This is a genomic window from Methylobacterium iners (assembly GCF_022179305.1).
GTDB classification, from domain to species: Bacteria; Pseudomonadota; Alphaproteobacteria; order Rhizobiales; family Beijerinckiaceae; genus Methylobacterium; species Methylobacterium iners.
Window position 1 is genome coordinate 1 of record NZ_BPQP01000049.1, and the last position, 12,775, is coordinate 12,775.

General features: G+C 69.4%; 11 protein-coding genes and 1 pseudogene. 5 read left to right on the top strand and 7 right to left on the bottom strand.

Translation table 11 applies throughout. The features are described 5' to 3' along the window. The coding region (locus tag MFF55_RS15605) for a nitroreductase family protein (protein WP_238245026.1) at window positions 1–466 on the top strand (466 nt) is incomplete at its 5' end. A 9-nt stretch (window positions 467–475) separates the two neighbouring features. Next, window positions 476–2,095, top strand: coding sequence for an AMP-binding protein (locus tag MFF55_RS15610; protein ID WP_238245027.1), 1,620 nt, complete (start codon window positions 476–478; stop codon window positions 2,093–2,095). Between the two features lie 3 nt (window positions 2,096–2,098). Here the strand turns inward: MFF55_RS15610 and MFF55_RS15615 are convergent, their stop codons facing one another. The 6 genes from MFF55_RS15615 to MFF55_RS15640 form a co-directional block, all read right to left on the bottom strand. Next, complete coding sequence (locus MFF55_RS15615; RefSeq protein ID WP_238245028.1) at window positions 2,099–2,308, bottom strand: SlyX family protein; 210 nt, start codon at window positions 2,306–2,308, stop codon at window positions 2,099–2,101. 112 nt (window positions 2,309–2,420) lie between these two features. Next, window positions 2,421–2,864 carry a BLUF domain-containing protein gene (locus MFF55_RS15620; RefSeq protein WP_238245029.1) on the bottom strand — a complete coding sequence of 148 codons (444 nt, stop codon included), beginning with the start codon at window positions 2,862–2,864 and terminating at the stop codon, window positions 2,421–2,423. Window positions 2,865–2,904: 40 nt separating this feature from the next. Beyond that, the gene (locus tag MFF55_RS15625) at window positions 2,905–4,563 is read right to left on the bottom strand and encodes a putative bifunctional diguanylate cyclase/phosphodiesterase (protein ID WP_238245030.1); all 1,659 of its coding nucleotides are present in this window, start codon (window positions 4,561–4,563) and stop codon (window positions 2,905–2,907) included. Between the two features lie 456 nt (window positions 4,564–5,019). After that, complete coding sequence (gene polA / locus MFF55_RS15630; protein ID WP_238245031.1) at window positions 5,020–8,136, bottom strand: DNA polymerase I; 3,117 nt, start codon at window positions 8,134–8,136, stop codon at window positions 5,020–5,022. Window positions 8,137–8,176: 40 nt separating this feature from the next. After that, window positions 8,177–8,527, bottom strand: coding sequence for a HepT-like ribonuclease domain-containing protein (locus MFF55_RS15635; RefSeq protein ID WP_283206756.1), 351 nt, complete (start codon window positions 8,525–8,527; stop codon window positions 8,177–8,179). After that, a complete protein-coding gene (locus MFF55_RS15640) occupies window positions 8,517–8,813 on the bottom strand; it encodes a nucleotidyltransferase family protein (protein WP_238245033.1) in 297 nt (98 codons plus the stop codon). Before MFF55_RS15640 ends, MFF55_RS15635 begins: the two co-directional genes overlap by 11 nt. Before the next feature lie 116 nt (window positions 8,814–8,929). On the opposite strand from MFF55_RS15640, the gene MFF55_RS15645 reads away from it, so the two are divergent. Together MFF55_RS15645 and MFF55_RS15650 are read left to right on the top strand one after the other, a co-directional pair. Then, entirely contained in the window at window positions 8,930–10,102 is a 1,173-nt protein-coding gene (locus MFF55_RS15645; protein WP_238245034.1) for a PQQ-dependent sugar dehydrogenase, read from the top strand. 14 nt (window positions 10,103–10,116) lie between these two features. Next, window positions 10,117–10,554 carry a cupin domain-containing protein gene (locus MFF55_RS15650; RefSeq protein ID WP_238245035.1) on the top strand — a complete coding sequence of 146 codons (438 nt, stop codon included), beginning with the start codon at window positions 10,117–10,119 and terminating at the stop codon, window positions 10,552–10,554. On the opposite strand, the gene yddG is transcribed toward MFF55_RS15650, so the two are convergent. Further along, window positions 10,496–11,359, bottom strand: a complete 864-nt coding sequence (gene yddG, locus MFF55_RS15655; protein ID WP_238245165.1) for an aromatic amino acid exporter YddG — start codon at window positions 11,357–11,359, stop codon at window positions 10,496–10,498. The two genes, MFF55_RS15650 and yddG, sit on opposite strands and share 59 nt — an antisense overlap. Before the next feature lie 215 nt (window positions 11,360–11,574). On the opposite strand from yddG, the pseudogene MFF55_RS15660 reads away from it, so the two are divergent. After that, window positions 11,575–12,772 (top strand): annotated as a pseudogene (locus MFF55_RS15660) (glycerophosphodiester phosphodiesterase family protein). Window positions 12,773–12,775 lie beyond the last annotated feature (3 nt).

Consider the following 12,775-nt stretch of genomic DNA (forward strand, 5'->3'; position numbering starts at 1 on the left):
GGCGCGCTGGGCGCCGTCCTCCTACAACTCGCAGCCCTGGCGCTTCCTCTACGCCCTGCGGGACACGCCCGATTGGCAGACGTTCTTCGACCTCCTCGTGCCCGGAAACCAGAAATGGGTGAAGGACACCGGCGCCATCATCTTCCTCGTCTCCAACAGCCGCATGAAGGTGGGCGACGAGCTGAAGCCCTCGTGGAGCCACTCGCTCGATGCGGGGGCGGCCTCGGCGAACTTCCAGCTCCAGGCGATCCGGCAGGGCTGGCATGCTCACGGCATGACCGGGTTCGACCGTGACCGGGCGGTGACCGCTCTCAACGTGCCCGAGGGCCACCGCGTCGAGGCCGCCTACGCGGTCGGACGCGCGATCGCGCCGTCCGAACTCACCCAGGAGCAGCGCGCCCGCGAGGTGCCGAACAGCCGGCGCCCGATCACGGACTTCGTGTTCGCCGGCGGCTTCAAGGCCTGAGCGACGCCGGTGCTGCAAGCCGCCTCCACCTACGACGCCCTCGTCGCCGGCTTCGCGTGGTCGATCCCGAAGCGCTACAACATCGGCGTCGACATCTGCGACCGCTGGGCCACGCGCGACCCAGGGCGGGCGGCAATCCTGGAGGTCTCGGCCGAGGGCGGCATCGCGACCACGACCTTCGCGGGGTTGCGCGACGCCTCGAACCGGCTCGCGAGCGCCCTGAGCGGCCGGGGCGTCGGCACCGGGGATCGGATCGCGGTGCTGCTTCCGCAATCGGCCGCCGTGGTGATCGCCCATGCGGCGGCCTACAAGCTCGGTGCGATCGCCCTGCCGCTGGCCGGCCTGTTCGGGCCTGACGCCCTGCGCTACCGGCTTCGTGATGCGGGCGCGCGGGCGCTGATCACCGACGGGTCGGGCTTGCGCAAGCTCGCCGGCATCCGCGCCGGGCTGCCCGATCTCGACACCGTCGTGTCCCTGGATGGCGCCGGGGAGGGGGCCCTCGACTACGCGGCGCTTGCCGCGGGCGGCGATCCCGCGTTCGAGCCCGTGGTGACGGAGGCCGACGATCCGGCCCTGATGATCTACACCTCGGGCACCACAGGCCCCGCCAAGGGCGCATTGCACGCCCACCGCGTCCTGCTCGGCCACCTGCCGGGCTGGGCGATGATGCACGACTTCCCGCCGCGACCCGGCGACCTGATGTGGACACCCTCCGACTGGGCCTGGGCCGGCGGTCTCCTCAACGTCGTGATGCCGAGCCTGCATCACGGCGTGCCGGTGGTAGCGCAGCCCCATGCCCGGTTCGCACCGGAGGCGGCGCTGGGACTGATCCAGGACCTTGGCATCACCAACGCCTTCCTGCCGCCGACCGCCCTGAGAATGCTGCGCAGCGTGGCGAAGCCGCGCGAGCGCTTCGACCTGACGCGCCTTCGCAACATCGCCTCGGCCGGCGAGGCGCTGGGGCCGGAGACCTTCGCCTGGGCGGAGCGGGAGCTCGGCCTCACCATCGGCGAGGCCTATGGGCAGACGGAGTGCAACCTGGTGCTCGCCGCCTGCCGCGAAGCGGGCGTGGCGCGTCCCGGCTCGACCGGGCGGCCGGTGCCCGGCCACCGCGTCGCGATCCTGCGGCCGGACGGCAGCGAGGCCGACATCGACGAGCCGGGCGAGATCTGCGTCGCGCGTCCCGACCCGGTGATGTTCCTGCGGTACTGGAACCAGCCGGAGGCAACAGAAAGGAAGTTCTCCGGCGACTGGATGCTCACCGGCGATCAGGCCCGGCGGGATGCCGACGGCTACGTCCACTTCGTCGGCCGCGAGGACGACCTCATCACCTCGGCGGCCTACCGCATCGGTCCGACCGAGATCGAAGATTGCCTGGGCAGTCACCTGGCCGTGGCGCTTGCCGCCGTCATCGGCAAGCCGGACGCCCTGCGCACACAGATCGTGAAGGCCTTCGTGGTGCTGCGGCCTGGCTTCCCGCCCTCGGAGGCGCTCGCCGCGGAGATCCAGGCCTTCGTGCGCGAGCGGCTTTCGGCTCACGAGTACCCGCGCGAGATCGCCTTCCGCGAAAACCTGCCGATGACGACGACGGGCAAGATCATCCGGCGGCAGCTGCGGGATGAGGGATAGCGCTCAGTAGTGGGGCGGGGGCGACTCCGTCCCGGTCGGGCTGCGCGTCCCCGCCTCCTCGAACTGATCCTGTAGCGCAGCGACCTGCCGGCGCAGCCGGTCGATCAGGCGCCATTGCTCTGTGATCGTCCGGTTGAGATCCTCGATCGTCGCCTCCTGTTCGGTCAGGCGAATCTCGAGGGTGTCGATACGGGGTGCGAGCGTGTCGCTCATCGCGGAGGGTCCCAGCCAGAAGGTCGGCCGGGATTACAGCCTACGGCGCCGGCCGGATACGCTCCGACCGGCGCCGCGCGACGCAGGACGCCCCGATAGGTCCGCTGATGCTTCAAGCCGCGGCCTGCTCCTCGTCGAGGACCATCGCGTGCAGCACCTCGAAGATGCGCTCGCCGGAGAGGCGCGAGAAGTCGAAGCCGCTCTCGCCCGCGATCGACCCGTAGCGCGCCTCGTCGGCGTCGGAGCCGCCGACATAGGCCATGGACCAGACGGGGAAGCCGCGCGCCTCGGCCGGGCCGAAGGAGAGCAGGGTGACTTCACCGTGGCGCGCGTCCTGCTGGATGCGCTCGAAGGTTGTCTCCACGGCGCCCTGCGGGCCTTCGAGAACCTGGGCGAAGCAGCCCTTGTTGAACATCAGCGCCCCGGTCACCCCGACGCGATCGTTGTTCACCTGGCTCGTCGCCAGGATCTGGGCGACCTCCCGGTCCATCGCTTCGGGCGCAGCGGTGAGACAATTCCGGCTGTAATAGACTAGCCGATGCAGGGTCTCGGTCACGATTCCATCTCCTCGTTGACTGTCTCGGTTCGGCGTGGCGTCAGGCGACCCGCGCGGCGATGAAGGCGCGGGCGGCCTCGGGCGTGAGGGGGCGGCTGATCAGGTAGCCCTGGGCCTCGGTGCAGCCCTCGGCCCGGATGCGCGCCAGCTGCTCGGGCGTCTCGACGCCCTCGGCGATCGTGGTCATGCCGAAGCTCGAACCGAGGCTCGTGACCGCGCGGATGATGGCCGCGCTGTCGCGGTCGCTCGCCATGCTGCGCACGAAGGACTGATCGATCTTGATCTTGTCGAAGGGGAATTTCTGCAGGTAGCTCAAGGACGAATAGCCGGTGCCGAAATCGTCCATGGACACCCGCACACCGAGCTCGCGCAGGCCGTTCAGCACGGCGAGCACGGCGTCCGTGTCCTCCAACAGGGCGCCTTCGGTGATCTCCAGCTCGAGGCGGGCCGCCGCGAGGCCCGAGCCCGCCAGCGCCGAGGTCACGGTGTCAAGGAGCCGCGAGCCCCGGAACTGCACGGCCGAGAGGTTCACGGCGATCGTGATGGAATCCGGCCAGAGAGCGGCCTCGCGGCAGGCGGTGCGCAGAACCCACTCGCCGATCGGCGTGATCAACCCGATTTCTTCGGCAAGCGGGATGAAATCGGCCGGCGAGACGAGGCCGCGGTCGGGATGCCGCCAGCGCAGCAGCGCCTCGAACCCGACGACCGTATCCCCCTCGATCCGCGTCTGAGGCTGGTAGACGAGCTCGAACTCCTTCAGGGCGAGCGCCTTCCGGAGATCGATCTCAAGGCCGCGGCGCGCCTGCATCCGCTCGTCCATCTCGGGCTTGAAGAAGCGGAAGGTGCCGCGTCCGTCCGCCTTGGCTCGGTAGAGCGCGAGGTCGGCATTGCGCAGGAGCGTGTCCGCGCTCAGGCCGTCCTCCGGAACGAGAGCGATGCCCACGCTCGTGCCGATATTGAGCATGTGCCCCTGCGCCACGTAGGTGCGGCCGATGAGATCCACGAGGCGCCGGGCCAGCGCATCCGCCGCCTGCGGCTGCTCGCCCCCGATCTGCAGGATGGCGAACTCGTCGCCGCCGAGCCGGGCGACCACGTCGCCCTCGCGCACCGCGCTGCGCAGGCGCTGCGCCACCATCTTGAGGAGCGCATCACCCACGGGGTGGCCGAGGGTGTCGTTGACCGCCTTGAACCGGTCGAGGTCGAGGCAGACCAGCGCCGCCTGTCCCCCTTCCCGCTGAACGGCCGCGAGGAACGCCTTCAGGCGCTCGTCGAGTTCGCCGCGGCTCGCGAGACCCGTGAGGCCATCCCGCTGATCGATCCGGTTGGCCGCGCGATGGTGCGTCACGTCGTCGAGCGTCACCACCCAGCCGCCGTCGTTCCGGGCTCGTGCCGTGAGGGCGAGGGCCCGGCCCTCATTCTCCTCGACGACGCAGGGGCGGTCCGACCCCGCCGCCGTGATCCGGCACAAGGCCGCGGCGGCTTCGGTGCTCCAGCGCCCGATCCTGACGAGTTCCTTCCCGAGAGCGTCGAGCGTCAGCCCCGCAGCGTCGATCGGCGCGAGGATCGCGCTGGCCAGCGTATTGGCGAAGACGACGTCGCCGAGCCGGCCGAGGACGAGAACGCCGACGGCCAGATCCTCGATGAGCGACCCCGGATCGGAGTATCCCACCGGGTGCGCGCGGACGATCTGAGCTGGCATGCGAGGGACCCGATGGAAGGACGTTCCTCCAGCTTGACCGGGGAATACTAAGGATCGGTCAATCGGGAGCTCTCGCCACGCGCTCGGCAGAGGGAAAATCGCTCGATGCCGAAAGCAACTCCAACGTAGTGCCGAGAATTTAGCGCTTCCCCAGGTCGATGCTGCCCTGGGCCTCCCCGCTCACTCACGACAAAGTGATCTTTCTCCTATCATTTGTTACGTTGCGTTACTCGCCTGTCGGAGGCGCTTTCTAGAAGTTGGTGAATGATCCGGCATCGGGTCGAGCGGCCTCCGCCTTGAGGGACGGGTGCCCTCAAAACGACGCTCGGCATCCCGCGCAATCCTAATCGATCCGTCTCGCCCACCTCATCCCGAGACGGTCTGGCGCGAGGGAGGCTCCATTCTCGCCGATGGCTCCTCGCGGCTTGCCGCGGGGCCTGCCGCCCGGACGAGTGATCAATGCGCCTCCTCCCAGTTCAAGGCCGCCCGCGCCTCCACGACCAGCGGCACCCGCAGCGTCAGGGCCGGCGCCGGGGCCTCGACCATGATGCGGGAGATCACCGGGAGCGCCTTGTCGACCTCCTCCTCGGACGCCTCGAACACCAGTTCGTCGTGGACCTGCAGCAGCATGCGCACGTTCAGCCGCTCGGCGCGCAGCGCCTCCTCCATCCGGATCATCGCCCGGCGGATGATGTCGGCCGCCGTGCCCTGGATGGGGGCATTGATCGCCTGGCGCTCAACGCTGGCGCGCTCCTGCGGGTTGTTCGAGCGGATCTGCGGGTAGTGGCAGACCCGGCCGAACAGGGTCGTGACGTAGCCCTTGTCGCGACAGAGCCGCTTGGTGTCGTCGATATAGGCGCGGATGCCTGGGAAGCGCTCGAAATACTGCTTGATGAAGGCGGAGGCCTCCTCGCGGCCGATGCCGAGGCGATCCGCCAACCCAAAGGCCGAGATGCCGTAGATGATGCCGAAATTGATCGTCTTGGCCCGCCGGCGCAGGTCGGGCGTCATGTCCTTGAGCGCGACGCCGAACATGGCCGAGGCGGTGGCCGCGTGGATGTCGATGCCGTCCTCGAAGGCTTGGCGGAGCTGGGGGATGTCGGCGATGTGGGCAAGCAGCCTGAGCTCGATCTGGCTGTAATCGGCCGAGATCAGCTTGTTACCCTCCGCGGCCACGAAGGCGCGGCGGATGCGGCGGCCTTCCTCCGTGCGGATCGGGATGTTCTGCAGGTTCGGATCGGATGACGACAGCCGCCCCGTCGTGGTGGCGGCGAGCGCGAAGGAGGTGTGGACCCGGTCGGTTTCGCGGTCGGCGTGCTGCTGCAGCGTGTCAGTGTAGGTCGATTTCAGCTTCGAGAGCTGGCGCCATTCGAGGATCTTCTTCGGGAGCGGATGGCCGGCTTGGGCCAGCTCCTCCAGCAGCGTCGCCGGCGTCGCCCATTGGCCGGACGGCGTCTTTTTCGCGCCGGGCAGGCCCATCTTGCCGAACAGGATGTCGCCGATCTGCTTGGGGGAGGAGACCTGGAACTTCTCGCCCGCGTCCTCCTGGATCTCCTCCTCCAGCCGCGCCAGGATCTGCGAGAAATCGCCGGAGAGCCGACTCAGCATGTTGCGGTCGACGCGGATGCCGCAGGCCTCCATCCGGGCGATCACCGGCAAGAGCGGCCGCTCCAGGGTCTCGTAGACGGTGAGCCGCCGCTCGGCGACGAGGCGGGGCTTCATCATCCGCCACAGGCGCAAGGTGACGTCCGCGTCCTCGGCGGCGTAGGCCGTCGCCTTGTCGAGCGGCACCTTGTCGAAGGTGACCTTGGCCCGGCCGGTGCCGGCGACCTCGGCGAAGGTGATCGGCTGATGGCCGAGATGACGGCGGGCGAGCTCGTCCATGCCGTGCCCGCCCTTGCCGGCGTCGAGCACGTAGGAGATCAGCATGGTGTCGTCGAAGGGCGTGATCCGGATGTCGTGGCGCGCCAGCATGACCCAATCGTATTTCAGGTTCTGCCCCACCTTGAGGACGCCGGGGTTCTCCAGCAGCGGCTTGAGGCGGGCGAGCGCGGTCCTCAGAGGAATCTGGCCCGGCAGGAGGTCGGCCCCATCGGAGCCGAGGCCGCCGGCGAAGAGGTCGCCGCCCTTCTCGTCCTTCACGTGCGCCAGCGGGATGTAGGCCGCGCGCCCCGGCGCGGTGGCGAGCGACACGCCGACGAGCCCGGCATTGTTGGCGTCGAGCGAATCCGTCTCGGTGTCGACGGCGATGACGCCCGCCTCCTCGCATTCCGCGATCCAGGCATCGAGCTGCTCGACCGTCGTGACGGTCTCGTAGGATTCCGTGTCGAAGGGCTTGGTCGATTCCGCCGCGCGCGCCGCGACGAGGTTCGAGGGCGTCGGCTCCGCCGGCGGGCGGGGCTTGGCCGGTGCGTCGGGCAGGTTGAGATCCGCGAAGGGATCGACCTCCGGCGGGCCGGCGCCCTCCGGCCGGTCCATGCCGCCGGCCGCGGTCTCCGGATCGGGGGGCACGCTGTCGCCGAAGAAGGGCACGGCATCGCTGCCGCCGGCGCCGTTGGCGTAGGCGTGCGGCGTGCCGCCGGGCAGGAGCGCCGGATCGGGCTTCACGGCCTCGGGGTCGACATGAAGCATCTGCGCGATGCGCCGGGTGAGCGTGTTGAACTCCATGGCCTTGAGGAAGCCGACGAGCTTCTGCGGATCAGGCTGCGGCAGCCGCAGGTCGTCGAGGGGCACGGGGACGGGCACGTTCTCCTCGAGCGCCACGAGTTTTCGCGAGAGCCGCGCCTGATCGATGCTGGCGAGCAGCGTCTCGCGGCGCTTGGGCTGCTTGATCTCGCCGGCCCGCTCGAGGAGCTGCTCCAGGCTGCCGTATTCCTTGATCAGCGCGGCGGCCGTCTTGAGGCCGATGCCGGGCACGCCGGGCACGTTGTCCGAGGTGTCGCCGATCAGCGCGAGCGCGTCGCCGATCTGGCCCGGGCTCAGCCCCTCCCACTTGGCGATGATCGCCTCGACGTCGAGGTTTCGCTCGGGCCGGTAGCCCGGCTTGCCCTTGGCGCCGGACTCGAAGTCGTAGAACCGCACCAGGGGCCCGACGAGCTGCATCAGGTCCTTGTCGGACGAGACGATGATGACGCCCGCGCCCCGCGCCTCGGCCTGGCGCGCATAAGTCGCGATAAGGTCGTCGGCCTCGTAGCGCTCCAGTTCGATCGGCATCAGGCCGAAGGCCCGCACCGCATCGCGCATCAAGGGCATCTGACGCTTGAGGTCGTCCGGCGCGTCGGGGCGATGGCCCTTGTAGTCGGGGAAGAGTTCCTTGCGGAACGAGCCCTCCGACTTGTCGAAGACGATGGCGAGGTGCGTCGGCTTGATGCCGGCCGCCCCGTCCTGCACGAACTGGGCGATCTTGGTGCAGAACAGCCGCACCGCGCCGGTCGGCAGCCCGTCGGAGGGGCGGGTGTTGTACTTCTGGTCCTGGTTGATCGACTGGAAGTAGGCCCGGAAGATGAAGGACGAGCCGTCCACCAGGATGAACTGGTCGCCGGGGCCGACGGGTGGATTCGAGGCAGCAGACATCGAGGGCTAACGTTTTCCGACGAGAACCATTCCACCGATCTTACGGAGCCGAAGGCGCATCCAGCTCCGTGCGGCAGACCGCGATGATCTTCGGGAGTTCGTCGTGGACGGTCTTCCAGACGATGTCCAGCGCCACACGGTGATAGCCGTGACGGTAGAGATTCCCCGCGTCGGCAACGTCCCGCCGGGGAATTTGCGGATGCCGCGCCTTCGCTTCCGGGGCGAGCCTGCGGCTCGCTTCCGAAACGATTTCAAGGCAGCGGACTACGGCATAAATGGTCCGCAGGTCGGCCGCGAAGGTCCCGAACGTCATTCCGCGGACGAAATCCAAGGCCGCCTCGCCATTCGTCAGGATGTCTTCCCACGCATCGAGCTCGCGATCAGAACGCAGCGATCGCCTCGCGCTCGGCCCGGACGCGGATACGGTCCTTCAAGGTCCCGCGATTGGCCACGTCGACCTTCATGGCGAACAGGTCCTCGATGAAGCTCACAACACTCACATGATCGTAGACGGTGAGGATCTCGGCCTCGTCGATCTCGATCATTACGTCGAGATCGCTGCCGGCATGAGCCTCGCCACGCGCGACGGACCCGAACAGGGCGGCATGGCGGACACCGCGCCGACGCAGCTCCGCTTCGTGCTTGCGAAGCGTCTTGAGGGCGGCGTCACGATCCACGTCGGAAGGATACACAACCCGATTGCTGCGCAGAAGCGCGTCCGACGTGACGCCGCAGCGCGGAACGGCGATTTTCCGCGAGGCGTTCTCCGGGTGCATTCCCTTTCGGAGATCCCATGCCGCACAGCCGCCTCGTCCTCGCGCTCTGCCTCGCGCCACTGCCCGCCTTCGCTCAGCCGCTCCAGAACCCGAGCGCGACCCGGATCGAGGCCAACGTGGTCAAGCCGGCGCCACTCGAGGCGACGCCCGAGCGCGTCGCGGGCCTGAAGCTGCCGGCCGGCTTCAAGATCGAGAAATTCGCCGAGGGGATGAAGGCGCCCCGCGTGATCGTGGTGGCCGAGAACGGCAGCCTCTACGTCAGCGATCGTGACGAGGGCACCGTGACAATGCTGGACCCCAGTGACCCGACGAAGCGCAGGGTCGTCCTGAAGAAGCCCGACGTCCACGGCCTCGCCCTCCACGACGGGCGGCTGTTCTACGTCACCGTCAAGGAGATCTTCTCCGCGCCGATCCAGGCCGACGGCACGCTCGGCCCCGAGACGAAGCTCGTCGCCGACCTGCCGGATGCCGGCCAGCACCCGAACCGCACCATCGGGTTCGGGCCGGACGGCTGGCTCTACGCGAGCCTCGGCTCCACCTGCAACGAGTGCGAGGAGCGCAACCCCGAGAACGCGACGATGGTGCGCATGAAGTCCGACGGCTCTGGCCGGGAGATCGTGGCCTCGGGCCTGCGCAACACCATCGGCTTCGACTGGGACCCGCGCACCAAGGCGCTCTACGGCTGGGACGACGGGGTCGACTGGCACGGCGACAACGAGACGCCCGAGGAGCTCAACCGGATCGAGGCCGGCAAGAAGTACGGCTGGCCCTACATCTTCGGCGCGGGCATGAAGAACCTATATCGCGAGGTCCCGAAGAGCAGCCTGGAGCAGTGGGACAAGGACAGCGCGCGCCCGCTGCTGACCTGGACGGCCCACGCCTCGTCGATGCAGTTCACCTTCTACGACGGCGCTCAGTTCCCCGCCGAGCACAGGGGCGACGCCTTCGTCACCATGCACGGGTCGTGGAACCGCAAGCCGCCGAGCGGTTACGAGGTGCTGCGGGTCCGCTTCGAGAACGGGGAACCGAAATCGGTCGAGCCCTTCGTCACCGGCTTCCTCGTCGAGGGCGGTCCCAGCGGCTGGTCCCGCTTCGCGCGGCCCTTCGGCCTCGCTGTAGCGAAGGACGGCAGCCTCTATCTTGGCGACGACCAGCACGGCATCATCTACCGGATCAGCTATCGCGGCTGAGCGGGGGAGATGAGATGAACGGGCTCACCGCGCGCGAGGTCATCGCGCGGCTCGGCCTCGCGCCGCATCCCGAGGGCGGGCATTACCGCGAGACGTTTCGCGATTCCCGCCTGGTCGAGGGCCGGCCGGCGGGCAGCGCGATCTACTACCTGCTCGATGTCGGCGAGGTCTCGGCCTGGCACCGTGTCGATGCCGCCGAGATCTGGCTCTGGCATGCCGGGGCACCGCTGGTGATCACGGTGAGCCCGAACGGGCATGACGCCGAGGCTCGCTACCTCGGCCCCGACATTCTGCGCGGCCAGCACCCGCAAATCGTGGTGCCCGAGGGGCATTGGCAGACCGCGACGAGCCTCGGCGCCTGGACCCTGGTGAGCTGCACCGTCTCGCCGGCCTTCACCTTCGAGGGTTTCGAGGTGGCCCCGCCGGACTGGCGCCCGACGCCGCGGGCGTGAGGGCGGCGCGGGCCGCGACGACGGCGCCGGCGACGATGAGGAGGCACGCGAGTCCGAGGGCGGGTGTCGCCGCGGCGAAGCCCGTTGCCACCAGGATCAGCGTCGAGAGCACCGGCGCGGCGTAGGACGAGACGCCGAGCAGGCGGATGTCGCCCCGCTTCATCCCGATGTCCCAGAGGTAGAACGCCGCCCCCACCGGCCCGAGGCCGAGCGCGACGAGCGCGATCCACTGCGTCGCACCCTCGGGCCAGACCGTGCGCTCGAAGGCGAGATGGCAGAGGAGGCTGAGGACCGCGGTCGCGAGGCAGAACCCGGCCACGGCATCGGTCGGCACGGCGCCGACCCGGCGCGAGAGCACCGAGTAGCCTGCCCACACGAAGGCGCAGGCGAACGAGGCGGCGTAGCCGGGCAGGGCGCCGGCCGCGAAGTGAAGGTCGCCCCGCCCGGCGAACAGCGCGACGACTCCGGAGAGCCCGAGGAGCGCGCCGATCACATGGCCTCGGCGCAGGCCCGCCTCACCGGGGAGCGTGGCGGAGAGAAGCACGATGAGGAGCGGCCAGAGGTAGTTCAGGAGCCCGGCCTCGGCCGGCGGCGCCAGGCGCAGCGCCGTGAAGTAAAGCGCGTGGTAGCCGAACAGTCCGCCGATCCCGAGCGCCCAGACCGCCACGGGCTGGCGCAGGGCCGCCAATCCCGAAGGCCGCAGGATCCAGCTCGCGCAGCCGAGAAGCCCGCCGATGGCGAAGGTCATCGCGGCGAGCTGGAAGGGAGGCACGGCGCCCGACGCGGCGGTGAGAACGGCGAGCAGCGATCACAGAACGATTGCGCCGGAGCCGATCAGAGTGGCGGAGGGCACGGGCGACGGACCTGGATGCGAAGACGGGACGGCCCGCTCTCCCACACCGGCGCCCGGGCGGGCAACCCGGCCGGCTTCACGCGCCGGTCACGCGGCAGGGCTAACCCTCGCCGTCTCGGAGGAAGCTAGGGGAGACGGGCATGCGCGGGATCGCTGCGGGATTGACGATGCTGGCCTGCCTCCTCGGAGGAATTCCCGTTCGAGCCGGCGAGCCCGCCCAGATCGGGCCCCGGCCCTTCGCCCTGGTGGACGGCATGAAGCCGGGCGCCCTCAAGGAGCGGCTGCAGGCCTGCGGCGTGGATCGGCCCTACACCGCACGCGCCTTCTCGATCTCTCACCGGGGAGCGCCTCTGCAATTCCCGGAGCACACGCGGGAGGGCGTGAGGGCGGCCGCGCGCATGGGCGCGGGCATCATCGAGTGCGACGTCGCCTTCACCCGGGACCGGCAGCTCGTCTGCCGCCATTCCCAATGCGACCTCCATGCGACGACGGATATCCTGGCAAGGCCCGACCTCGCGGCAAAGTGCACGCAGGGCTTCCAGCCGGCCGATCCGGCGACGGGGCGCAAGGCCACCGCGAAGTGCTGCACCAGCGATCTCACGCTCGCGGAGTTCGGGTCGCTCAAGGGCAAGATGGACGCCAGCGATCCGGCGGCCGGCTCCGTCGCCGCCTTCATGAACGCCACGCCCCGTTGGCGGACTGACCTCTACGCCACGACCGGCACGCTGATGTCGCACGAGGCCTACATCGCGCTGGTCCGCTCGCTGGGGCGCCGATTCACCCCCGAGCTGAAGACGCCGGAGGTCGCGATGCCCTTCGACGGGTTCACGCAGGACGACTACGCCCAGGCGATGATCGACGCCTATAAGGCCGCCGGCATCCCCCCCCCGCGGACGTCTTTCCCCAGAGCTTCCAGCTCCGCGACGTCCTCTACTGGCTGAAGGTCGAGCCCGCGTTCGGCCGGCAGGCGATCTGGCTCGACGGCCGCGACGAGAAGGATCCGGCCTTCGATCCTGAGAAGCCCGAGAGCTGGAAACCCGGGATGGCGGAGCTTGCCGCGATGGGCGTGCGCACGCTCGGGCCGCCCCTGTGGATGCTCGTCCGTCTCGGCCCCGACGGGGCGATCGAGCCGTCCGCCTACGCGCGCGCCGCGAAGGCCGCGGGCCTCGACCTCGTCGCGTGGTCGCTGGAGCGCTCGGCGCCGGGGGAGGGTACTATTACAAGTCGGTCCGGCCGGCGATCGACCGCGACGGCGAGATGCTCACCCTCCTCGACGTGCTCTATGGGCAAGTCGGCGTGAAGGGCGTGTTCTCCGAGTGGCCGGCGACCACGACCTTCTACGCGAACTGCGTCGGCGCGCCCTGAGGC